Consider the following 22,815-nt stretch of genomic DNA (forward strand, 5'->3'; position numbering starts at 1 on the left):
CGCGTAAAAAAACCGGGCTTGCCCGGTTTTTTTACGTCCATAATTCAATGACGTAATGCATACTCTCGTGCTTTATCTCTTTTCCCCCTATTATTTATCCATGAGCCCATTAATCTTAACTAACCTTCAATTTTGAGAGATCTTCTCTCTGGGGTGTGACATGGTATTAATCGATGAATGGGCTGAAAGACACATTATCCAAGCCCTGGAAAATGGCGAACTCGATAATTTGCCAGGAAATGGCAAGCCACTGCAACTCGATGATGATCTCTTTGTTCCTCTTGATCTGAGAGTCGGGTATAGATTACTGAAAAATGCAGGATACCTGCCCCCTCAATTACAGGACCGCAAGGAAGCACTTACTATTGTTGACTTGTTATCGCAGCTAGAAAAGCAGCATGATGATCATGCAAAACTACATAAGCAGCTGGCCTTGCTAGAGATGCGATTGAGACAAGCGGGCTTTAGCACTGATTTTTTGCACAACGAGTATCAGCATAAAGTGGCAGATAAGCTGTCTAAAGAGGAGTAATACATGTTAAAGATTGGGCAACTCGCTAAACTTGCTGATGTTACACCAGATACTATCCGTTATTATGAAAAACAGGGAATGATGCAACATGGTGAACGGACGGAAGGCGGCTATAGACTTTACACTGAACAAGATTTGCAGCGCTTGCGTTTTATCCGTTATGCAAAGCAGCTCGGGTTTACATTGGAAACTATCGCTGAATTACTGTCGATCCGTGTTGATCCGGCACATCATACTTGTCAGGAATCCAAGGCAATTGTCGATTCGCGGTTACATGATGTAGAAAGCAAGATTGCTGAGCTGAAAAAAATGCGTGAGTCACTGAAACGTCTCAGTAATGCTTGTTGTGGTAGTTCACATGCGACGACTTATTGCTCTATTCTGGAAGCATTGGAGCAGGGAGCGGCGGAAGAATTAGTTTAAGGCTAAATTTTTAGATGGGGGTTTAACTCAGTTCAAACAAGCAGTATCATTTGTTGGTTTTTTAATCTATATCATCAGTGAGGCACTATTATGACGACATATCGCCATACCAAAGGAAAAATAAAAGATAATGCATTAGAAGCGCTACTCCATGATCCACTTTTTAGGCAGCGCATTGAGAAGAGTAGTAAAGGGAAAGGGAGTTATCAGCGTAAAGATAAACACGTAAAAGGCGCTAACTGGGAGGCCAGTGGTAAGCAGTCGATAGATTATTTACCACTGGCCTTCTGATTTAAGGGTAATAAAAAGGCCATCGGTTTGATGGCGTTAACGATACTAGCGTCTCGAAATTATTTTGATTGCTGTGCTTTCAGCAAATCACGAATCTCTGCTAATAGCTTCTCTTCAGTTGTTGGTGCTGGCGCTGCCGCAGGTTCTTCCGCTTTTTCACGGCGCATTTTATTCATAAGCTTAACTGCAGAGAATATTGCCAGGGCCACAATAACAAAATCAAAAATACTTTGAATGAAGGTACCGTAATTCATGACAACTGCGGGTATCGTCCCTTCGGCAGCACGTAATACGAAATGGAATTGCTTAAAATCGACGCCACCTAGTAATAAGCCCAATGGGGGCATGATGATATCGGCAACAAGTGAAGAAACAATCCTGCCAAATGCCGCACCAATAATTACACCGACAGCTAAGTCTACTACATTGCCACGCATGGCAAATTCACGAAACTCCTTCATAAAACTCATAACCCACACCCCATTTCAAAATGAATGACTTAATTTTAGCTAAATAAAACCCGGCACGAGCATAATTATAGGAAATTTTTCCCAATCTCCCATGGGATTAGTTTTAATTTATCAGTCAGCTTGGTTAGCTTAACTATTATTCATTACAAGAAGAATGGACTTGGTTGGAACAACCGTTCAACGTCGGGAACAAATTTCTTGTGAGTAATAAACATCACAACATGATCGCCCTGCTTAATGATGGAATTACCGTTAGCAATAATAACTTCATCACCGCGCACAATAGCCCCAATCGTCGTACCTGGTGGCAATTTGATATCTTCAACCATTCGACCGACAACTTTTGATGTGCTTTCATCACCATGGGCAATAGCTTCTATTGCCTCAGCAACACCACGTCTTAGCGAGGATACGCTGACGATATCCGCTTTACGAACATGACCTAATAGTGCAGAAATGGTGGCTTGTTGTGGTGAGATAACAATATCAATGACACTTCCCTGAACCAGATCGACATAAGCGCTACGTTGGATTAATACCATCGCCTTTTTTGCGCCCATACGTTTTGCCAGCATAGCTGACATGATATTAGCTTCATCATCATTGGTAATCGCGATAAAAACATCAACCTGCTCGATGTGCTCTTCTGCCAGTAATTCTTGATCTGAAGCATCACCATAAAAAACGATTGTGTCATGCAGCATTTCGGCTAATTCAGCAGCTCTCTGCTGGTCGCGTTCAATTAATTTTACGCTGTAATCTTTTTCTAATCGTAGGGCTAAGCCTGCACCCACATTCCCGCCACCAACAATCATAATGCGTTTGTAGGGTTTTTCTAAACGCTGTAACTCACTCATTACCGCGCGAATATGCTGTGAGGCTGCGACAAAGAAGACTTCATCACCCGCTTCAATGATAGTTGAGCCTTGGGGACGAATCGGACGATCTTGACGAAATATTGCGGCAACGCGGGTATCAATATGCGGCATATGTTCACGTAGGGATGACAATGCATTCCCTACGAGTGGCCCGCCATAATAGGCTTTAACTGCGGCAATACTGACTTTACCTTCAGCAAAATTGACCACCTGCAATGCGCCAGGATACTCGATTAATTTATAGATATAATCGGTAACCAGCTGTTCTGGTGATATTAGATGATCAATAGGAACGGCTTCCGGAAGAAATAATTTGTCGGCTTCACGGATATATTCAGCTGAACGAATACGAGCAATACGATTTGGCGTATTAAATAGCGAGTAGGCGATTTGGCAGGCCACCATATTGGTTTCGTCAGAATTCGTCACTGCAACCAACATGTCGGCATCTTCTGCCCCCGCTTCTCTTAACACGCGAGGGTGGGAACCATGCCCCTGGACTACACGTAGATCAAATTTATCTTGCAACTGGCGTAGACGGCCGGAGTCAACATCAACGACAGTGATATCATTGTTTTCACCCACCAGATTTTCCGCCAGGGTTCCACCAACTTGCCCCGCCCCGAGAATAATTATTTTCATAGCGCTCTCTGTTTCACACTGAAATTAGGTTTGAGGCATAGCAAAAGCCACGACTATTTTTCGATCAACTTAGCCTTTTGATTAACTTGGCATAAAAGAAACCGTCGCCATCCTCAGGGTGGGGCAGGTTCTGTTTACCGGGTGCTGCAGTCGTACCTGTTTCAACCAACTCGGCTTCAGAATGACGCTGCAAGAAAGCGGTAATCTGTTGCTGATTCTCTTCCGGCAATATAGAGCAGGTAGCATAAACCATTACGCCACCTTTTTTCAGTTTAGGCCAGATAGCTTCAATGATCTCAGATTGCAATTGAGCTAGTTCAGCAATGTCACTGTCTCGGCGTAACCACTTAATATCAGGGTGGCGGCGAATAACCCCGGTTGCTGAGCAAGGCGCATCTAACAAAATACGATCAAATTGTTGATCTCCGCACCATGCTTCTGGGGTTCTACCATCGCCAACACGCACGACAGCATGCAGTTGCAGGCGTTGCAAATTCTCTTTCACCCGGCTAAGGCGCTGCTCATCGATATCAACCGCCAATACATGGGCCTTTGGTGCTGCTTCCAGAATATGTGTTGTTTTGCCGCCGGGGGCTGCGCAGAGATCAAGGATCTGTTCGCCATTTTGTGGATCAAGCAGATCAACACACCCCTGGGCTGATGCATCTTGCACGGTGACCCAGCCAAGTTCAAAACCAGGTAGCGCACTGACGGCACAGGGTGTGATAAGACGCAGTGCATCGGGATAAGCATCATGCGGGGCAGCATCTATATCGGCTTGTTTTAAGAGTTCGAGATATTCACTGCGTGAATGGTGTAGGCGATTAACACGTAACCACATTGGCGGTTTCTGGTTATTCGCATCCAAAATCTGCTGCCACTGATCGGGATAAGCCAGCTTAATCCGTGCCAATAACCAGCTTGGATGTAGATAGCTGCTATCATTATTTGCCGCACGCTCCAGTAGTTCAACTTGTTGGCGTTGGAATTGGCGCAATACACCGTTAATCAGCCCCTTTAATTGTGGGCGTTTTAGCGCAGTAGCACCTTCGACTGTCTCTGCCAGCGCGGCATGGGGGGGAATACGGGTGTAAATTAGCTGATACAGTCCAACCATAATCAGATAATGAAAGACGCGCTGCTTACCCGTCATCGGGCGAGCCATCAACTGCTGGATGCACCACTCTAATTGCGGCAAGACACGCAAAGTGCCAAAACACAACTCCTGCAGCAATGCGCGATCTTTATCAGAAATAGTGTTGTGTAGCCCAGGCAAAACGGTACTGAGCGATTGCCCCTGATCTAATACCTGGCTAATTGCTTTGGCAGCGATGCTGCGGAGATTATATGTGTTTTTCATAACCAAAAAAGCCGACAAACGTCAGCAAATAAAGGGAAAGAGGCCCGATGATGAAGTATCGGGCAATGAAATTTATACCCGTCATCTTTCAAGTTGCAGATGTGTCACCCGAATCATTTACTGGTGTAAGCTCATCGGGATTTTCTTGCTTGCCGCCTTCCTGCACCATGAAATCTATTGGGTATATGACTAAAGAGATCTTTTATGCTAACTGGTTACCGGGAGTGAACCACTCGCGACGTGAATTTAATAAGTCAGCAGCAGACATGGCTTTTTTCCCAGCAGGTTGCAGTTGAGTGATATTTAACACACCCTGGGCTGTCGCCACTTGGATACCATGCTTATCAGCATGAATGATGGTTCCAGGCTTGGTATTATCAACAGCCGGGAGTACCTCTGCTTGCCATACTTTAACCGGCTGTTCATCAACGACAAAATAGCTAACTGGCCAAGGATTGAAAGCACGAATACAACGTTCTAACTGAGCCGCAGAAAGTGACCAATCCAATTTAGCCTCTTCTTTGCTGAGTTTTTCTGCATAAGTCACTTGTGCTTCATCTTGTACTTCTGGCTGTGCACGGCCTTCGGCCAATTGTTGTAGTGTTATCAATAAGCCTTGAGGGCCTAATTGTGCCAATTTATCGTACAGTGTCGCACTAGTATCTTCCGGCTGAATATCACATTCAATCTTATGCAACATATCGCCAGTATCTAGCCCAACATCCATCTGCATGATGGTAACCCCAGTTTTTGCATCTCCAGCCCATACTGAACGTTGGATTGGTGCAGCGCCACGCCAGCGTGGCAGCAGGGAACCATGGACATTGATGCAGCCTAATCGCGGCATTGCCAATACAGAGGCTGGCAGAATCAGGCCATAAGCGACCACTACCATAATATCTGCATTAAGAACAGCAACTAAATGTTGGTTCTCTTCTGGCCGTAATGATTTTGGCTGAAAAACGGGGATACCCTGTTGTTCTGCCAATACTTTAACCGGGCTAGGGGTGAGTTTGTTACCTCGTCCCGCCGGGCGGTCTGGTTGAGTAAAAACACCAACAATCTGATGCTGGGAAGACAACAACGCGCCGAGATGGCGCGCTGCAAAATCAGGAGTTCCGGCAAAAATAATCCGCAAAGAGTCAGACACGTAGGTTTCCTGCATTAGAAAGGGTTAGTTGTCACGGGCATTCAACTTGGCCATTTTCTCCAGCTTTTGGCGGATACGCTGACGTTTCAGCGGTGACAAATAGTCCACAAATAGTTTTCCAACCAAATGATCCATCTCATGCTGGATACAAATTGCTAATAAATCATCAGTTTCCAGCTCGAAAGGTTTACCGTCACGATCCAGCGCTCTGATTTTTACCTTTTCGGCTCGAGGAACCAGTGCACGTTGCTCAGGAATTGATAAACAACCCTCTTCGATGCCGGTTTCACCGCTTTTTTCCAACAGCTCTGGGTTAATTAGCACCAGACGTTGGTCACGGTTTTCCGAGACATCAATGACGATAATTTGCAGGTGAACATCCACTTGTGTTGCGGCAAGACCAATACCTTCCTCTGCGTACATCGTTTCGAACATGTCGTCCACAATGCGCTGGATTTCACCATTGACTTCTTTTACCGGCGCAGCAATTTTGCGCAGCCGCTCATCTGGGTAATGTAATACTTGTAATACTGACATAAATATCTAGATCTGCGTCCGAGTAGTGAATGATATTCAATCTCTATTCTAGACATTTCTCGCTCGGATTGACAGCATTGGCTACCAATTGAACAAATCGGTGCCAGCTTAGAAAGCAAGCCAGGGAGGCGATATGTTAGCAGCAGAATTATGGCTCAGGATGAGCAAGGTTAAGGGGTTTGGTGTAGCGAAGAGCGGGGGATTGGTCAGGCGGTTACTTGCCAGTGGTGATATTCACCCTGGGCGCTTAGCCGCTTATGGGCTGAGTCCGCAGCAATGTCAGCAGTTTTATCAGGTAGATCCCCACTATATTGAAGCCACATTAACCTGGTTGAATCACCCCTCTCATCACTTATTGACCTATGGTGAGCCAGGCTACCCACCCCGCTTAACCCATATTTCAGGCGCACCTTTGGTGCTGTTTGTTTCCGGCGAGCTGGATGTTCTCTATCGCCCACAGGTCGCCATGGTTGGGAGTCGCCATTTTAGCCATTATGGCGAACAGTGGGGCCGTCATTTTGCTTCAGAGCTGGCGCGAACCGGGTTAGTTATCACCAGCGGCCTCGCCATGGGGATAGATGGCATTTGTCATCAGGCGGCTTTGAGCGCGAAAGGTAAGACTATCGCGGTATTAGGCAGCGGATTAGAAAATATCTATCCACGGCGACATAGCCAGTTAGCCAAAGAGATCGAACACCAAGGCGGGGCTTTGGTCTCTGAGTTTTTGACGACCGCATTACCGATTGCCGCTCATTTCCCCAGAAGAAACCGCATCATTAGTGGATTAAGCTCGGCTGTGTTAGTTGTTGAGGCCACAATGAAAAGTGGCTCTTTAATTACTGCCCGCTATGCTATTGAACAAGGGAGAGATGTTTTTGCTTTACCGGGGCCATTAGGGAGTGAAACCAGCGAAGGTGTACATTGGCTGATCCAGCAAGGCGCCTATTTGGCAAGCTCGGTAGAAGGGGTCGCCGAGCAGCTAGGCGGTTCACTTCAATGGATATCATTACCTGAGAAAGCAATTATTTCTTCATCAGAGAGGCAAGTTGAATTGCCATTTGCTGATGTGTTGGCTAACGTAGGAGATGAGGTGACACCCGTTGATGTCGTCGCCGAACGTGCCGGCCAACCTGTACCAGAGATCGTAAGCAAATTGCTCGAACTGGAGTTAGCAGGGTGGATCGCAGCTGTACCCGGCGGCTATGTCCGATTAAGGAGGGCAGGCCATGTTCGACGTTTTAATTTACTTATTTGAAACTTATATGCATAACGAGTCGGAAATGCTTGTCGACCAAGATAAGATTACTGACGATCTTGCTGACGCAGGTTTCTATCGCGAGGATATCAACAACGCCCTGAACTGGTTGGAGGCTCTTGCTGACCTACAAGAAGGGCAGAAAGCACCTTATCTCTATGCCGCCGATCCGCAAGCATTACGTATTTATACTGTGGAAGAGTCTCAACGCCTGGATACCAGTTGTCGTGGTTTTATCCTATTTCTTGAACAAATTCAGGTACTACACTTTGATACCCGTGAAATGGTTATCGATCGTATTATGGCGTTAGATTCTAATGAGATCGATCTGGAAGATCTTAAGTGGGTTGTGCTGATGGTGTTGTTTAACATACCGGGTTATGAAATTGCCTATCAGCAGATGGAAGAGTTACTTTTTGAAGTCAATGAAGGTTATTTGCACTAGGTGGTAACATCATGGGCTAATAATTTTGATACAGAAGGCGTTATGACGAAAACAGTTACTGCCAAGGATAATGGGTCGTGTCCTGAATGTGGATCGGCTTTAGTCATTCGCAGTGGTGGCCATGGCCCATTCCTTGGTTGTTCGCATTATCCCGACTGCCAGTATATGCGCCCGCTAAAAGCGCAATCTGATGGCCATATTGTGAAAGTTCTGGATGGGCAACTTTGTCCAGAATGTGGTTCAGAAATGGTATTGCGGCAAGGGCGTTTTGGTATGTTTATTGGTTGCAGCCAATATCCACAATGTGACCATACTGAAGTGATTGATAAACCTGATGAGACGTCGATCGATTGCCCACAATGCGGTCAAGGAAAACTGTTGCAACGTAAGTCACGGTTTGGGAAGGTTTTCCATGCCTGTAACCGCTATCCAGATTGCCAATTTACCATTAACCAGCAGCCTATTGCCGGAAACTGTGGTTATTGCCACTATCCATTATTGATGGAAAAGAGAACAGCACAAGGCGTCAAACGTTTTTGCGCCAGCAAGTTATGTGGGAAGGTCGTGGCAAGTGAGTGATAACAGAGTAAGCATGAAAGAGAAGAGTGACGTTTTGGCCGATGTGCTGCGGGCACTGCAGCAAGAGGAGGTTATTGCCTATCCGACAGAAGCTGTTTTTGGTTTAGGCTGTGACCCTGATAGCGAAAAGGCCGTGAATGCGCTATTAGCCTTAAAACAGCGACCATGGCAGAAAGGTTTGATCCTGATTGCAGCCAATTATGAACAATTAAAACCTTATATTGACGACTCGACGTTAAGTGACTCACAACGAGAGACTATTTTTTCCTGTTGGCCAGGGGCGGTAACCTGGGTGATTCCAGCTCGAGCTGAAACACCACGTTGGCTAACGGGTAGCTTTGATTCACTGGCCGTGAGAGTAAGTGACCACCCACTTGTACAACAGCTTTGCTTGCAATATGGCAAACCACTGGTTTCAACCAGCGCCAATTTAAGTGGTCGTGAACCTTGCCGTACAGATGAAGAAGTGAGAATACAGTTTGGCCCTTCACTGCCGGTGCTCTTTGGCAAGGTTGGTGGCCGCTTAAACCCATCTGAAATCAGAGACGCCATAACCGGTAAGCAATTTCGTCAAGGGTAGGAAATAGCATGGATCAGAAGTTCGCAGTATTTGGTAATCCAATAGGGCACAGTAAATCGCCGAGGATCCATGCGCTTTTTGCTGAGCAAACAGGTATAGAGCATCAATACGGTAAGGTACTTGCACCTAATGAAACATTTGAGGAGGTATTATCGTCCTTTTTTGCGCGTGGTGCAGTGGGTGCGAATATCACCACGCCGTTTAAAGAACGCGCGCATGAAAAATGTGATGAACTGACAGATCGTGCGTCATTGGCAGGGGCGGTTAATACGATCAAGCAATTAGAAGATGGCCGCTTATTAGGTGACAATACCGACGGCATTGGTTTGCTCAGTGATCTTCAACGGCTGCACCTGATCCAAGAAACCGACACTATCCTGCTTGTGGGCGCGGGCGGGGCGGCCCGTGGTGTTATCCTCCCTTTACTCTCATACGGGTGCAAGGTGGTTATTACTAATCGCACTTATGCGCGTGCGCAGCAGCTTGCTGAAGTATTCCACCATTTGGGTGATATTGATGCTACCGAAATGCAGACCCTGAATGGGCAGCGCTTTGATTTAATCATAAATGCCACCGCCTCAGGTATTCATGGTGAGGTTCCAAACTTACCTACGAATATCATCGGCCCGCAAACGCGCTGCTATGATATGTTTTATCAAGCTGAGGATACCCCATTCTTAGTCTGGAGTAAGAGGTTAGGCGTGACAAACTATGCCGATGGTCTGGGTATGCTGGTGGGGCAAGCGGCACATGCTTTCCAACTCTGGCACGGTGTGATGCCAGAAATTGCACCGGTCTTAAATCAGTTGCGTGATGAGTTAGGTAAATAAGAAGAGCACAGAATAATGCAGGAAAGATAATGACCTATTTCCTGCATCTACTATTGCTACTTATTTAGTTTCGGCCAGATAGTCATCTTTCCAGCGTACGTAGTTACTGGCAGAGTAGAGCAGACCTTCATATTCCGCCGGTGTTAACGGACGGACTTGTTTAGCCGGGCTGCCCATATAGAGGTAACCACTAACTAATCGTTTCCCCGGGGCAACCAGGCTACCGGCTCCAATCATCACATCATCTTCTATTACTGCCCCATCTAACAGGATCGATCCCATTCCAACGAGTACTCGGTTGCCGATAGTACAACCGTGAAGCATAGCTTTGTGGCCAACCGTCACGTCCTCGCCAATAATCAGCGGGTTCCCTTCAGGATTATGTTCAGACTTATGGGTTACATGTAACACACTACCGTCTTGGATATTTGAACGTGCGCCAATGACGACTTGATTGACATCACCCCGAATCGCGACCAACGGCCAGACACTGACATCATCGCCCAGAATAACATTGCCAATGATCACGCTAGATCTATCGACCATGACGCGATCACCTAGCGTTGGTAAATAATGTAGGTAGGGGCGAATAGCATCGGACATAACAATAACCTCTTTTATAAGATCTCATTTTACTGGCAATACTAGCCTTTGTTGCTGGAATTACAACCAATCGAAGAGGGTGACCTCAGTGAAAGCACAATAGATCGACCAAGATCTGCACGTAAGGAGTGAAAAGTATTCAAACAGTAAAAAAAGGCGAAAAAAGAGTTGTGCAAAAAACTCGACTCCCTATAATGCGCATCCATCGAGACGGCACACAACGAATCAAGTAGTTAAGTGACCGGCAAAGAGAACAGAGAAATTCAACGAAATAAGTAGTTGACTCTGAGTGAGGAAAGCGTAATATGCGCACCTCGAGTTACTGACCGGAAGGTTGCTAACTCACTGCTCTTTAACAATTTATCAGACAATCTGTGTGGGCACTCGCAAGACGATATCGAAGCCTGTTTCGGCAGGCAGAAGCAATATCAAAGTCTTGAAGAGTGACCAAAGCAGTACACATTTGAACTTCGGTTCGAATGCATATTTGCAGAAAGTAATCTTTGAGCATCGCTACTTCGGTAGCAAATCAAACAAATCTTAAATTGAAGAGTTTGATCATGGCTCAGATTGAACGCTGGCGGCAGGCCTAACACATGCAAGTCGAGCGGCAGCGGGAAGTAGTTTACTACTTCGCCGGCGAGCGGCGGACGGGTGAGTAATGTCTGGGGATCTGCCTGATGGAGGGGGATAACTACTGGAAACGGTAGCTAATACCGCATGACCTCGTAAGAGCAAAGTGGGGGACCTTCGGGCCTCACGCCATCGGATGAACCCAGATGGGATTAGCTAGTAGGTGGGGTAATGGCTCACCTAGGCGACGATCCCTAGCTGGTCTGAGAGGATGACCAGCCACACTGGAACTGAGACACGGTCCAGACTCCTACGGGAGGCAGCAGTGGGGAATATTGCACAATGGGCGCAAGCCTGATGCAGCCATGCCGCGTGTGTGAAGAAGGCCTTCGGGTTGTAAAGCACTTTCAGCGAGGAGGAAGGCAGTCGTGTTAATAGCACGATTGATTGACGTTACTCGCAGAAGAAGCACCGGCTAACTCCGTGCCAGCAGCCGCGGTAATACGGAGGGTGCAAGCGTTAATCGGAATTACTGGGCGTAAAGCGCACGCAGGCGGTTTGTTAAGTCAGATGTGAAATCCCCGCGCTTAACGTGGGAACTGCATTTGAAACTGGCAAGCTAGAGTCTTGTAGAGGGGGGTAGAATTCCAGGTGTAGCGGTGAAATGCGTAGAGATCTGGAGGAATACCGGTGGCGAAGGCGGCCCCCTGGACAAAGACTGACGCTCAGGTGCGAAAGCGTGGGGAGCAAACAGGATTAGATACCCTGGTAGTCCACGCTGTAAACGATGTCGACTTGGAGGTTGTGCCCTTGAGGCGTGGCTTCCGGAGCTAACGCGTTAAGTCGACCGCCTGGGGAGTACGGCCGCAAGGTTAAAACTCAAATGAATTGACGGGGGCCCGCACAAGCGGTGGAGCATGTGGTTTAATTCGATGCAACGCGAAGAACCTTACCTACTCTTGACATCCACAGAACTTAGCAGAGATGCTTCGGTGCCTTCGGGAACTGTGAGACAGGTGCTGCATGGCTGTCGTCAGCTCGTGTTGTGAAATGTTGGGTTAAGTCCCGCAACGAGCGCAACCCTTATCCTTTGTTGCCAGCACGTAATGGTGGGAACTCAAGGGAGACTGCCGGTGACAAACCGGAGGAAGGTGGGGATGACGTCAAGTCATCATGGCCCTTACGAGTAGGGCTACACACGTGCTACAATGGCAGATACAAAGTGAAGCGAACTCGCGAGAGCAAGCGGACCACATAAAGTCTGTCGTAGTCCGGATTGGAGTCTGCAACTCGACTCCATGAAGTCGGAATCGCTAGTAATCGTAGATCAGAATGCTACGGTGAATACGTTCCCGGGCCTTGTACACACCGCCCGTCACACCATGGGAGTGGGTTGCAAAAGAAGTAGGTAGCTTAACCTTCGGGAGGGCGCTTACCACTTTGTGATTCATGACTGGGGTGAAGTCGTAACAAGGTAACCGTAGGGGAACCTGCGGTTGGATCACCTCCTTACCTCACGATACGCATTGCGCAGTGTCCACACAGATTGTCTGATAGAAAGTAACGAGCAAATAAGGCCGGGCTGAGAGATTAGCCGGGCTTTAGTACCTTGTTGGGTCTGTAGCTCAGGTGGTTAGAGCGCACCCCTGATAAGGGTGAGGTCGGTGGTTCAAGTCCACTCAGACCCACCAACTCACCATTCCCTGTTGAGTTGCAGCAATAAGGTGATTTGCTTTTTATATGGGGCTATAGCTCAGCTGGGAGAGCGCCTGCCTTGCACGCAGGAGGTCAGCGGTTCGATCCCGCTTAGCTCCACCATATAAAAAACTATTTCAAAACGTACTGCGGTCGCAAGACACAGTGTGTTGTGAAATATTGCTCTTTAACAATCTGGAACAAGCTGAAAATTGAAACAATACAGCTGAAACTTATCTCTCCGTAGAGTGACTGAGATAAAGAGTAGCCTGTATTAGAGTCTCTCAAATAATCGCAACGCAAAGGGTCTGCAAAGACACCTTCGGGTTGTGAGGTTAAGCGACTAAGCGTACACGGTGGATGCCTAGGCAGTCAGAGGCGATGAAGGGCGTGCTAATCTGCGAAAAGCGTCGGTAAGCTGATATGAAGCGTTACAACCGACGATACCCGAATGGGGAAACCCAGTGCAATTCGTTGCACTATTGCATGGTGAATACATAGCCATGCAAGGCGAACCGGGGGAACTGAAACATCTAAGTACCCCGAGGAAAAGAAATCAACCGAGATTCCCCCAGTAGCGGCGAGCGAACGGGGAAGAGCCCAGAGTCTGAATCAGTTTATGTGTTAGTGGAAGCGTCTGGAAAGTCGCACGGTACAGGGTGATAGTCCCGTACACAAAAATGCATATTCTGTGAACTCGATGAGTAGGGCGGGACACGTGACATCCTGTCTGAATATGGGGGGACCATCCTCCAAGGCTAAATACTCCTGACTGACCGATAGTGAACCAGTACCGTGAGGGAAAGGCGAAAAGAACCCCGGCGAGGGGAGTGAAATAGAACCTGAAACCGTGTACGTACAAGCAGTGGGAGCACCTTCGTGGTGTGACTGCGTACCTTTTGTATAATGGGTCAGCGACTTATATTTTGTAGCAAGGTTAACCGAATAGGGGAGCCGTAGGGAAACCGAGTCTTAACTGGGCGTCTAGTTGCAAGGTATAGACCCGAAACCCGGTGATCTAGCCATGGGCAGGTTGAAGGTTGGGTAACACTAACTGGAGGACCGAACCGACTAATGTTGAAAAATTAGCGGATGACTTGTGGCTGGGGGTGAAAGGCCAATCAAACCGGGAGATAGCTGGTTCTCCCCGAAAGCTATTTAGGTAGCGCCTCGTGAACTCATCTTCGGGGGTAGAGCACTGTTTCGGCTAGGGGGTCATCCCGACTTACCAAACCGATGCAAACTCCGAATACCGAAGAATGTTATCACGGGAGACACACGGCGGGTGCTAACGTCCGTCGTGAAGAGGGAAACAACCCAGACCGCCAGCTAAGGTCCCAAAGTCATGGTTAAGTGGGAAACGATGTGGGAAGGCACAGACAGCCAGGATGTTGGCTTAGAAGCAGCCATCATTTAAAGAAAGCGTAATAGCTCACTGGTCGAGTCGGCCTGCGCGGAAGATGTAACGGGGCTAAACCATGCACCGAAGCTGCGGCAGCGACACTTAGGTGTTGTTGGGTAGGGGAGCGTTCTGTAAGCCGTTGAAGGTGACCTGTGAGGGTTGCTGGAGGTATCAGAAGTGCGAATGCTGACATAAGTAACGATAATGCGGGTGAAAAACCCGCACGCCGGAAGACCAAGGGTTCCTGTCCAACGTTAATCGGGGCAGGGTGAGTCGACCCCTAAGGCGAGGCTGAAAAGCGTAGTCGATGGGAAACAGGTTAATATTCCTGTACTTGGTGTTACTGCGAAGGGGGGACGGAGAAGGCTAGGCTAGCCGGGCGACGGTTGTCCCGGTTTAAGCATGTAGGCGGAGTGACCAGGTAAATCCGGTTGCTTATCAACGCTGAGGTGTGATGACGAGCCACTACGGTGGTGAAGTAGTTGATGCCAAGCTTCCAGGAAAAGCCTCTAAGCATCAGGTAACATTAAATCGTACCCCAAACCGACACAGGTGGTCAGGTAGAGAATACTCAGGCGCTTGAGAGAACTCGGGTGAAGGAACTAGGCAAAATGGTGCCGTAACTTCGGGAGAAGGCACGCTGGCGCTAGGTGAAGAGACTTGCTCTCGGAGCTGAAGCCAGTCGCAGATACCAGCTGGCTGCAACTGTTTAATAAAAACACAGCACTGTGCAAACACGAAAGTGGACGTATACGGTGTGACGCCTGCCCGGTGCTGGAAGGTTAATTGATGGGGTCAGCCGCAAGGCGAAGCTCTTGATCGAAGCCCCAGTAAACGGCGGCCGTAACTATAACGGTCCTAAGGTAGCGAAATTCCTTGTCGGGTAAGTTCCGACCTGCACGAATGGCGTAATGATGGCCAGGCTGTCTCCACCCGAGACTCAGTGAAATTGAACTCGCTGTGAAGATGCAGTGTACCCGCGGCAAGACGGAAAGACCCCGTGAACCTTTACTATAGCTTGACACTGAACATTGAGCCTTGATGTGTAGGATAGGTGGGAGGCATTGAAGTGTGGACGCCAGTCTGCATGGAGCCAACCTTGAAATACCACCCTTTAATGTTTGATGTTCTAACTCGGCCCCATAATCTGGGGTGAGGACAGTGTCTGGTGGGTAGTTTGACTGGGGCGGTCTCCTCCCAAAGAGTAACGGAGGAGCACGAAGGTTAGCTAATCACGGTCGGACATCGTGAGGTTAGTGCAAAGGCATAAGCTAGCTTGACTGCGAGAGTGACGGCTCGAGCAGGTACGAAAGTAGGTCTTAGTGATCCGGTGGTTCTGAATGGAAGGGCCATCGCTCAACGGATAAAAGGTACTCCGGGGATAACAGGCTGATACCGCCCAAGAGTTCATATCGACGGCGGTGTTTGGCACCTCGATGTCGGCTCATCACATCCTGGGGCTGAAGTAGGTCCCAAGGGTATGGCTGTTCGCCATTTAAAGTGGTACGCGAGCTGGGTTTAGAACGTCGTGAGACAGTTCGGTCCCTATCTGCCGTGGGCGTTGGAAGATTGAGAGGGGCTGCTCCTAGTACGAGAGGACCGGAGTGGACGAATCACTGGTGTTCGGGTTGTCATGCCAATGGCATTGCCCGGTAGCTAAATTCGGAAGAGATAACCGCTGAAAGCATCTAAGCGGGAAACTTGCCTCGAGATGAGTCTTCCCTGGGGCTTTAAGCCCCCTGAAGGAACGTTAAAGACTATGACGTTGATAGGCTGGGTGTGTAAGTGCAGCGATGCATTGAGCTAACCAGTACTAATGATCCGTGAGGCTTAACCTTACAACACCAAAGGTGTTTTGGTGGTTTGAGAGAGAGATTTTCAGCGAAGTTCCGAGATTGGACTGACTGGCTGCACGATATATTATTGTGAAGCGGGTGAGTTAAAACAGAATTTGCCTGGCGGCCATAGCGCGGTGGTCCCACCTGATCCCATGCCGAACTCAGAAGTGAAACGCCGTAGCGCCGATGGTAGTGTGGGGTCTCCCCATGCGAGAGTAGGACACTGCCAGGCATCAAATCAAGCCGAAACCCCATGCCAAAAGCGTGGGGTTTTTGCTTTTCTGCTATCCAAAAAATAGAAACCACTAGCAGCTATGGTGAGCAGTATCGTGGCTGTAAATGCAGACTGCTGACAAATTCCGTGACCTGCTCGCCATTGATTACGACACCCAACGAGTAGAGAGGGAGTTTTTTATATCTTCACTTAAAACAAAATACAATATGCGCATTATGATCGGTTAGACTAGCACCAGAGCTAGTTAGAATGAGTATCTAAGTAATGTCGAATCAAGGTTCCCCGCTAAAACATCTCAATACTTTCGCGCTACCAGCCTATGCGAACAGCGTAATCAGTGCCAATTCGACTGAGGAATTGATCAGCGCATGGCGTGAATCACTCTCTAAGCATCAACCGGTACTTTTGCTTGGTGAAGGTAGTAATGTTCTATTTATCGAAAATTATTCAGGGACAGTATTACTTAATCGTATTAAAGGTATCACTTCCACTGAAGATGATGCCGCTTGGCATCTGCATGTTGGAGCAGGGGAGAACTGGCATCAATTGGTCTGCTATTCATTGCAAAACAACATGCCAGGCTTAGAGAACTTAGCGTTAATTCCCGGCTGCGTTGGTTCTGCACCGATTCAAAATATCGGAGCCTATGGTGTTGAACTGCAAAAAGTATGCGAATACGTTGATTTACTTGATATGAATAAAGGTACTGTTTTGCGCCTTTCAGCTCAAGAGTGTCAATTTGGCTATCGTGATAGCATATTTAAGCATCAGTATGGAGATGGGTTTGCCATCGTCGCTGTGGGTATCAGATTAATAAAATCATGGACACCGACACTGGGCTATGGTGATTTAACGCGTATGGATCCATTGAGTGTTACCGCGCAAGAGATCTTCAACTCTGTCTGTGCAATGCGCCGTAGCAAACTACCCGATCCCACCGTGGCCGGTAATGCAGGTAGCTTTTTCAAAAATCCGGTAGTGGATGCTGCTGTCGCCGAAGATATTGTAAAAAATTACCCTACTGCACCTCATTACCGACAACCCGATGGTTCGGTAAAGTTGGCCGCCGGTTGGCTTATCGACCAATGCGGGCTTAAAGGACACCAGATCGGTGGGGCGGCAGTACATCAACAGCAAGCACTGGTTCTGATTAACCTTGCAGAGGCAACAAGTCAGGATGTACTTGGCCTTGCCAGTTATATCCGTCAGCAAGTTGCCAAGAAATTTTCAATCTGGTTAGAACCAGAAGTGCGCTTTATCGCAAGTAATGGTGAGGTTAATGCTGTGGAGCGTTTGTCGTGAAAGATTATAAAATCCCTTTACGGTTAATCGGCATATTAGCGGATGGTGCTTTTCACTCCGGCGAGCAGTTGGGCGCAACATTTGGCATGAGTCGTGCCGCAATTAATAAGCATATACAAACTATCAGAGAGTGGGGATTAGATGTTTTTACGGTTCCCGGTAAAGGTTATAGTCTACCTGCGCCTATCCAATTGTTGGATGAACAAAAAATATTAAGTCACTTGCCTACAGGGCAGGTGGCTGTATTACCCGTTGTTGACTCGACTAACCAATATCTACTGGATCGTATAGCAGAACTTAAATCTGGCGATGCCTGTGTGGCTGAATATCAACACGCTGGGCGCGGCAGACGTGGGCGTCAGTGGGTATCGCCTTTTGGTGCCAATCTTTATCTCTCCATGTTCTGGCGTCTGGAACAAGGCCCCGCTGCGGCAATGGGGCTAAGCTTGGTTGTTGGGATAGTCATGGCTGAGGTGCTACATAAATTGGGCGCTGAAAATGTCCGAGTTAAGTGGCCGAATGACCTGTATTTAAATGATAAAAAATTAGCGGGTATATTAGTCGAGCTGACGGGGAAAACGGGTGATGCTGCTCAGTTGGTAATTGGTGCTGGTATCAATCTGACAATGCGTGAATCGACAATCAATGTTATTAATCAAGAGTGGATTAACTTGCAAGAAGCGGGTGTTATTATCGACCGCAATAAGTTAACGGCTGAGTTATTATCCGAATTACGACTGGCAGTGGTTAAATTTGAAAATGAAGGGTTGTCGGCCTTTATTTCTCGCTGGCGGCAAATGGATAATTACCTTGATCGTCCCGTAAAGTTGATTATTGGAAATCAAGAGATATATGGGATAGCTCGAGGTATCGATCAGCAAGGTGCATTATTACTGGAGCAGAACGGTGATATAAAACCTTATATTGGCGGCGAGATATCTCTTCGTGGTGCCTAATAAATAATTAGCGGGCAGTGATGACTACCCGCAATTTTCTATTTTCTTAAGCGCACACTTTCAACGGCATGATTGGCACTCTTCGTCATAATTAGGCTTGCCCGCTCACGGGTGGGTAATATATTTTGCTTTAAATTCAATCCATTAATTTCAGTCCATAACTGCGTTGCGATCTTGACTGCCTCGGTCTCAGGCAGTTTTGCATAATTATGGAAGTAAGAGTTAGGATTAGAAAATGCGCCCTGTCGAAATTTAAGGAACCGATTAATATACCAACTTTGAAGTAAATCCTCAGGTGCATCAACATATATAGAGAAATCTACAAAGTCAGAGACAAATACATGATGGGGATCGTGAGGGTAATCCATACCACTTTGGAGTACATTCAATCCTTCTAATATCAGGATGTCGGGTTGCTTAATAATCTTATTACCATCGGGCACGATATCATATATTAGATGAGAGTAAACAGGTGCGGTGACATGGTCAGCGCCTGATTTTACTTCAGAAACGAATTTCACCAAATTATGCATATCATAGGATTGCGGGAATCCTTTTTTCTTCATCAGACCGCGCTCATTAAGCACCTTATTCGGATAAAGAAAACCGTCTGTAGTAATCAGCTCTACACTACGATGCTCCGGCCAGCGGCTTAGCAAGGCCTGCAATAAACGGGCTGTGGTACTTTTACCGACAGCAACACTGCCCGCAATACCAATAACATAAGGAATACGCTGGCCATCGGTTCCAAGGAATTGCTCCAGAACAGCCTGGCGACGTAGGTTAGAACTGATATAAAAATTAAGCAGGCGCGAGAGTGGTAGATAAATCTGTGCCACTTCATCTAATGAAAGATCTTCGTTAATCCCTTTGAGCTTAACGATCTCTTCTTCTGTTAGTGTCAATGGTACTGAGTCGCGCAGAGCTGCCCACTGAGTACGATCGAACTGTAGATAAGGCGTCGCTAAAGATTGATCTCTTTTTGTCATAAGCCAAATTCTGCCTGTTAACGCAGGTGGACAAGGCGCTGGACGCCAACTCCAGATAAGAAACAAGCTGCATATTATAGGCAGCTTGCTCTTTGGCGTAGACATTTTTGTACTTCGCGAGTGATTTCTTTGAAGTGTGTTGCTATTCCAGTCAATTATTAATAAGTACAGTAAGGCCTAGTCTTTTTACTGTCGGGACTACCGTGGCTAAATAGCTACGGCTGTATGTGATTGATTAACAGTAAATAAACGCTTAAAGTAAATTGCTGTCGGATGATAATCACCATCCGGTGTACAGGCATAATCAGGAATTTCACCCATGCAGAAATAGCCCTGTGCACGGTAAAATGATTCGGCAGGAGAACCCGCTTGGGTATCGAGATAGAGCAATCCACGGCGCAGTTGAACGGCAACTTTCTCCATTTCAAGAATCAATTTATGTCCAATACCAGCACGGCGACTACGACTGTGTACTAATAATTTCTGTACTTCAGCCCGATTTAAGCCATTCGGTTTTTGGCAGAGATCTAGTTGTATCGTTCCGGTAATTCCCGTTTCATCGCGAGCAATCCACAATAATAGTGATCCTTTCGCCATCGCGGGGCGGAGGCTACTAAAATAGTTCTCGGCTTCTTCCTGCGAAAGGGAGCGCGTGTTATAGCCAATAGAGGCACCATGAGAGACCGCATCCATCAATAATCTTGCCAGCTCGCTGTGGTAGACCGGCAATGTAGCCGCATTAAGTAACACTATCTTCATGATAAAACTCCTCAAAAACCTTAACCGCGTAGATATTTATGTGTAAGCAATAAACAAGCCAAATAATATGGCGGCGCAACTACCCTCAATGGAGCAGAAAGTTTTTAGCAGAATCAGCACTGTAGTGGGGCGAATTGCCCTATTTTGGGGCGGTGGCTAAAATTATATGCAGTCAGCGATGATAAGATTATTGAAATGGGGGCTGGTTTTTTTGGTGGATTTTCAGTTGCACAGTCGATTATTATAGTCGACATTCTGAATGCAAATTAAGCTAATCACGGTTAATAATACTACGCTCAGCTGAAAAATGGCCGTTTTGTGAGCAAAAAGGTGACTAATGCAATTTTTTTGTTGCATCATAAGCCAGCTCTACCTAGAATGCGCAGCACTTGATGCCGGCATAGCTCAGTTGGTAGAGCAACTGACTTGTAATCAGTAGGTCCCGAGTTCGACTCTTGGTGCCGGCACCATTCAAGTAGTTACAATTAGGTGGGGTTCCCGAGCGGCCAAAGGGAGCAGACTGTAAATCTGCCGTCATCGACTTCGAAGGTTCGAATCCTTCCCCCACCACCATATTTAACCTTGAGTTTCAAGCTGACTTCCCATTGAGAATTCAGATGAGCACTCAAGGGGAAGGTGAAAACCTTCGATAAGGTTCGAGCCGAGCGTAGCGAGACAGCGACGCAACGCGGCGACCCGAAGGGTGAGGAACGAAGTGACGAATAATCCTTCCCCCACCACCATATTTAACCTTGAGTCTCAGGGTGATTCAGAAGATCGAACCCCAATACACACTCAAGGCGAGAGCAACGCTCTCGATGAAGAGTGAAGTGGCCAAGCCCTTCCTTTCAAGTTTCTGCAGATTAAGTCAGGTAGCCGAGTTCTAAGATGCGGGCATCGTATAATGGCTATTACCTCAGCCTTCCAAGCTGATGATGTGGGTTCGATTCCCACTGCCCGCTCCAAGATGCGCTGATATGGCTCAGTTGGTAGAGCGCACCCTTGGTAAGGGTGAGGTCGGCAGTTCGAATCTGCCTATCAGCACCACTTCTAATTCTCTCGTCCCCCTGATTTTTCTTTCTGTGTTATGGATTCATCAAGCATGCGCTTGGTTGATGTGGTGAAACCACCGATTCCGTGTCTTAGAGGGACAATCGATGTCTAAAGAAAAGTTTGAACGTACAAAACCGCACGTTAATGTGGGTACTATCGGCCACGTTGACCATGGTAAAACTACCCTAACTGCTGCAATTACTACCGTATTGGCTAAAACCTACGGCGGTAGTGCTCGTGCATTCGACCAGATCGACAACGCTCCGGAAGAGAAGGCCCGTGGTATCACCATCAACACTTCACATGTTGAGTATGACACCCCGGCGCGCCACTATGCGCATGTTGACTGCCCAGGGCATGCTGACTACGTTAAAAACATGATAACCGGCGCTGCGCAGATGGATGGCGCTATTTTGGTTGTTGCTGCAACCGATGGCCCAATGCCACAGACGCGTGAGCATATCCTATTGGGTCGCCAGGTTGGCGTGCCTTACATTATCGTCTTTCTGAACAAATGTGACATGGTTGACGATGAAGAGTTGCTGGAATTGGTTGAAATGGAAGTGCGTGAGCTTCTGTCTCAATACGATTTCCCTGGCGATGACACTCCGGTTATTCGTGGCTCCGCGCTGAAAGCGCTGGAAGGCGTGCCAGAGTGGGAGGCCAAAATCATTGAGCTGGCCGAAGCACTGGATAGCTACATCCCACAACCAGAGCGTGCAATTGATCGTCCGTTCCTGCTGCCAATTGAAGATGTGTTCTCTATCTCTGGCCGCGGTACTGTGGTGACGGGGCGTGTCGAGCGCGGTATTGTCAAAGTCGGTGAAGAGGTCGAGATTGTAGGTATCATCGATACCATCAGAACGACTTGTACCGGCGTTGAAATGTTCCGCAAGCTGCTGGACGAAGGTCGTGCTGGCGAGAACGTAGGTGTTCTGCTGCGTGGTACTAAACGTGATGATGTGCAGCGCGGTCAGGTACTGGCTAAACCAGGGTCGATCAAGCCACACACCAAATTTGAATCAGAAGTTTATATTCTGAGTAAAGATGAGGGTGGCCGCCATACGCCATTCTTCAAAGGGTACCGTCCTCAGTTCTACTTCCGTACAACTGACGTAACCGGTACTATAGAGCTACCCGAAGGCGTTGAGATGGTGATGCCTGGTGATAACATTCAAATGGTTGTTAACCTGATAGCTCCTATCGCAATGGATGACGGTTTGCGTTTCGCCATTCGTGAAGGCGGTCGCACTGTTGGTGCGGGCGTTGTTGCAAAAGTCATTGAATAAGATTTGACGCGACATGCGATAAAAGGGCATCATTTGATGCCCTTTTTCTACGTTGTCATACTAGAACCTATCTCATCAGTAGTTTTTTATCATAATTACCGGTGAGATGGGCTCTGGAAGTACGGCGAATAGTGCTGAATGGTGCCGAT

19 protein-coding genes, 6 tRNA genes, 3 rRNA genes and 1 other RNA gene are annotated in these 22,815 nt (G+C 47.5%); 21 read left to right on the forward strand and 8 right to left on the reverse strand.

Going from position 1 to position 22,815, the window contains the following annotated elements; genetic code table 11:
- Nucleotides 1–160 precede the first annotated feature (160 nt).
- The 3 genes from FFE93_RS01215 to FFE93_RS01225 all read left to right on the forward strand — a co-directional run bounded on the left by FFE93_RS01215 (nt 161) and on the right by FFE93_RS01225 (nt 1,246).
- The gene (locus FFE93_RS01215; protein ID WP_005271808.1) at nt 161–532 is read left to right on the forward strand and encodes a DUF1992 domain-containing protein; all 372 of its coding nucleotides are present in this window, start codon (nt 161–163) and stop codon (nt 530–532) included.
- Nucleotides 533–535: 3 nt separating this feature from the next.
- Nucleotides 536–955, forward strand: a complete 420-nt coding sequence (gene zntR, locus FFE93_RS01220; RefSeq protein WP_049601317.1) for a Zn(2+)-responsive transcriptional regulator — start codon at nt 536–538, stop codon at nt 953–955.
- Between the two features lie 90 nt (nt 956–1,045).
- Nucleotides 1,046–1,246 carry an alternative ribosome-rescue factor A gene (locus FFE93_RS01225; RefSeq protein WP_049601320.1) on the forward strand — a complete coding sequence of 67 codons (201 nt, stop codon included), beginning with the start codon at nt 1,046–1,048 and terminating at the stop codon, nt 1,244–1,246.
- A 59-nt stretch (nt 1,247–1,305) separates the two neighbouring features.
- On the opposite strand, the gene mscL is transcribed toward FFE93_RS01225, so the two are convergent.
- From mscL to def, 5 genes are all read right to left on the reverse strand, one after another.
- The gene (gene mscL / locus FFE93_RS01230; protein WP_005271814.1) at nt 1,306–1,716 is read right to left on the reverse strand and encodes a large-conductance mechanosensitive channel protein MscL; all 411 of its coding nucleotides are present in this window, start codon (nt 1,714–1,716) and stop codon (nt 1,306–1,308) included.
- A 143-nt stretch (nt 1,717–1,859) separates the two neighbouring features.
- Nucleotides 1,860–3,236, reverse strand: coding sequence for a Trk system potassium transporter TrkA (trkA, locus tag FFE93_RS01235; protein ID WP_049601323.1), 1,377 nt, complete (start codon nt 3,234–3,236; stop codon nt 1,860–1,862).
- Between the two features lie 64 nt (nt 3,237–3,300).
- Nucleotides 3,301–4,596 carry a 16S rRNA (cytosine(967)-C(5))-methyltransferase RsmB gene (gene rsmB, locus FFE93_RS01240; RefSeq protein WP_049601326.1) on the reverse strand — a complete coding sequence of 432 codons (1,296 nt, stop codon included), beginning with the start codon at nt 4,594–4,596 and terminating at the stop codon, nt 3,301–3,303.
- A 202-nt stretch (nt 4,597–4,798) separates the two neighbouring features.
- A complete protein-coding gene (gene fmt / locus FFE93_RS01245; protein WP_057648363.1) occupies nt 4,799–5,746 on the reverse strand; it encodes a methionyl-tRNA formyltransferase in 948 nt (315 codons plus the stop codon).
- Between the two features lie 24 nt (nt 5,747–5,770).
- Nucleotides 5,771–6,283, reverse strand: a complete 513-nt coding sequence (gene def / locus FFE93_RS01250; RefSeq protein ID WP_005271820.1) for a peptide deformylase — start codon at nt 6,281–6,283, stop codon at nt 5,771–5,773.
- 133 nt (nt 6,284–6,416) lie between these two features.
- Between def and dprA the strand changes: the two genes are divergently transcribed.
- The 5 genes from dprA to aroE are packed head-to-tail and all read left to right on the forward strand — an operon-like array spanning nt 6,417 to nt 9,972.
- The gene (dprA, locus tag FFE93_RS01255) at nt 6,417–7,538 is read left to right on the forward strand and encodes a DNA-protecting protein DprA (protein WP_005271822.1); all 1,122 of its coding nucleotides are present in this window, start codon (nt 6,417–6,419) and stop codon (nt 7,536–7,538) included.
- The gene (locus tag FFE93_RS01260) at nt 7,510–7,983 is read left to right on the forward strand and encodes a DUF494 family protein (RefSeq protein ID WP_032896807.1); all 474 of its coding nucleotides are present in this window, start codon (nt 7,510–7,512) and stop codon (nt 7,981–7,983) included. The genes dprA and FFE93_RS01260 overlap by 29 nt, the downstream gene beginning before the upstream one ends.
- Before the next feature lie 42 nt (nt 7,984–8,025).
- Complete coding sequence (locus tag FFE93_RS01265; RefSeq protein WP_032896809.1) at nt 8,026–8,562, forward strand: type I DNA topoisomerase; 537 nt, start codon at nt 8,026–8,028, stop codon at nt 8,560–8,562.
- A gap of 13 nt (nt 8,563–8,575) precedes the next feature.
- A complete protein-coding gene (gene tsaC / locus FFE93_RS01270) occupies nt 8,576–9,142 on the forward strand; it encodes an L-threonylcarbamoyladenylate synthase type 1 TsaC (RefSeq protein ID WP_057648366.1) in 567 nt (188 codons plus the stop codon).
- An 8-nt stretch (nt 9,143–9,150) separates the two neighbouring features.
- Nucleotides 9,151–9,972 carry a shikimate dehydrogenase gene (gene aroE / locus FFE93_RS01275; RefSeq protein ID WP_049601335.1) on the forward strand — a complete coding sequence of 274 codons (822 nt, stop codon included), beginning with the start codon at nt 9,151–9,153 and terminating at the stop codon, nt 9,970–9,972.
- Between the two features lie 60 nt (nt 9,973–10,032).
- Here aroE and FFE93_RS01280 read toward each other — a convergent pair whose 3' ends face one another.
- Nucleotides 10,033–10,575, reverse strand: coding sequence for a gamma carbonic anhydrase family protein (locus FFE93_RS01280; protein ID WP_005271832.1), 543 nt, complete (start codon nt 10,573–10,575; stop codon nt 10,033–10,035).
- Nucleotides 10,576–11,117: 542 nt separating this feature from the next.
- Here FFE93_RS01280 and FFE93_RS01290 point away from each other — a divergent pair.
- The 7 genes from FFE93_RS01290 to birA all read left to right on the forward strand — a co-directional run bounded on the left by FFE93_RS01290 (nt 11,118) and on the right by birA (nt 18,576).
- Nucleotides 11,118–12,660, forward strand: a 16S ribosomal RNA gene (locus FFE93_RS01290).
- A 102-nt stretch (nt 12,661–12,762) separates the two neighbouring features.
- Nucleotides 12,763–12,839 (forward strand) — tRNA-Ile (locus tag FFE93_RS01295).
- 51 nt (nt 12,840–12,890) lie between these two features.
- Nucleotides 12,891–12,966 (forward strand) — tRNA-Ala (locus tag FFE93_RS01300).
- Between the two features lie 210 nt (nt 12,967–13,176).
- Nucleotides 13,177–16,083: ribosomal RNA gene (locus tag FFE93_RS01305) — 23S ribosomal RNA — on the forward strand.
- A 116-nt stretch (nt 16,084–16,199) separates the two neighbouring features.
- Nucleotides 16,200–16,315 (forward strand): 5S ribosomal RNA (gene rrf, locus FFE93_RS01310).
- The 16S, 23S and 5S rRNA genes sit together here with 2 tRNA genes alongside, the layout of an rRNA operon.
- A 267-nt stretch (nt 16,316–16,582) precedes the next feature.
- Nucleotides 16,583–17,620 carry a UDP-N-acetylmuramate dehydrogenase gene (gene murB / locus FFE93_RS01315; protein ID WP_032899173.1) on the forward strand — a complete coding sequence of 346 codons (1,038 nt, stop codon included), beginning with the start codon at nt 16,583–16,585 and terminating at the stop codon, nt 17,618–17,620.
- Nucleotides 17,617–18,576 carry a bifunctional biotin--[acetyl-CoA-carboxylase] ligase/biotin operon repressor BirA gene (gene birA, locus FFE93_RS01320; RefSeq protein ID WP_049602985.1) on the forward strand — a complete coding sequence of 320 codons (960 nt, stop codon included), beginning with the start codon at nt 17,617–17,619 and terminating at the stop codon, nt 18,574–18,576. Before murB ends, birA begins: the two co-directional genes overlap by 4 nt.
- 38 nt (nt 18,577–18,614) lie before the next feature.
- On the opposite strand, the gene coaA is transcribed toward birA, so the two are convergent.
- Entirely contained in the window at nt 18,615–19,565 is a 951-nt protein-coding gene (gene coaA / locus FFE93_RS01325; protein WP_005279854.1) for a type I pantothenate kinase, read from the reverse strand.
- Nucleotides 19,566–19,772: 207 nt separating this feature from the next.
- Entirely contained in the window at nt 19,773–20,324 is a 552-nt protein-coding gene (locus tag FFE93_RS01330; RefSeq protein WP_005279857.1) for a GNAT family N-acetyltransferase, read from the reverse strand.
- A 394-nt stretch (nt 20,325–20,718) separates the two neighbouring features.
- Between FFE93_RS01330 and FFE93_RS01335 the strand changes: the two genes are divergently transcribed.
- The 6 genes from FFE93_RS01335 to tuf all read left to right on the forward strand — a co-directional run bounded on the left by FFE93_RS01335 (nt 20,719) and on the right by tuf (nt 22,666).
- Nucleotides 20,719–20,794 (forward strand) — tRNA-Thr (locus FFE93_RS01335).
- A gap of 18 nt (nt 20,795–20,812) precedes the next feature.
- Nucleotides 20,813–20,897 (forward strand) — tRNA-Tyr (locus FFE93_RS01340).
- A 43-nt stretch (nt 20,898–20,940) separates the two neighbouring features.
- Nucleotides 20,941–21,067: non-coding RNA, RtT sRNA (locus FFE93_RS01345), on the forward strand.
- Between the two features lie 147 nt (nt 21,068–21,214).
- Nucleotides 21,215–21,289 (forward strand) — tRNA-Gly (locus FFE93_RS01350).
- Nucleotides 21,290–21,295: 6 nt separating this feature from the next.
- A tRNA-Thr gene (locus tag FFE93_RS01355) sits at nt 21,296–21,371 on the forward strand.
- 110 nt (nt 21,372–21,481) lie between these two features.
- Complete coding sequence (gene tuf / locus FFE93_RS01360) at nt 21,482–22,666, forward strand: elongation factor Tu (RefSeq protein ID WP_032898571.1); 1,185 nt, start codon at nt 21,482–21,484, stop codon at nt 22,664–22,666.
- The last annotated feature ends 149 nt before the right edge of the window (nt 22,667–22,815 follow it).

It is taken from the genome of Yersinia sp. KBS0713 (genome assembly GCF_005937895.2).
Taxonomy (GTDB): domain Bacteria; phylum Pseudomonadota; class Gammaproteobacteria; order Enterobacterales; family Enterobacteriaceae; genus Yersinia; species Yersinia bercovieri.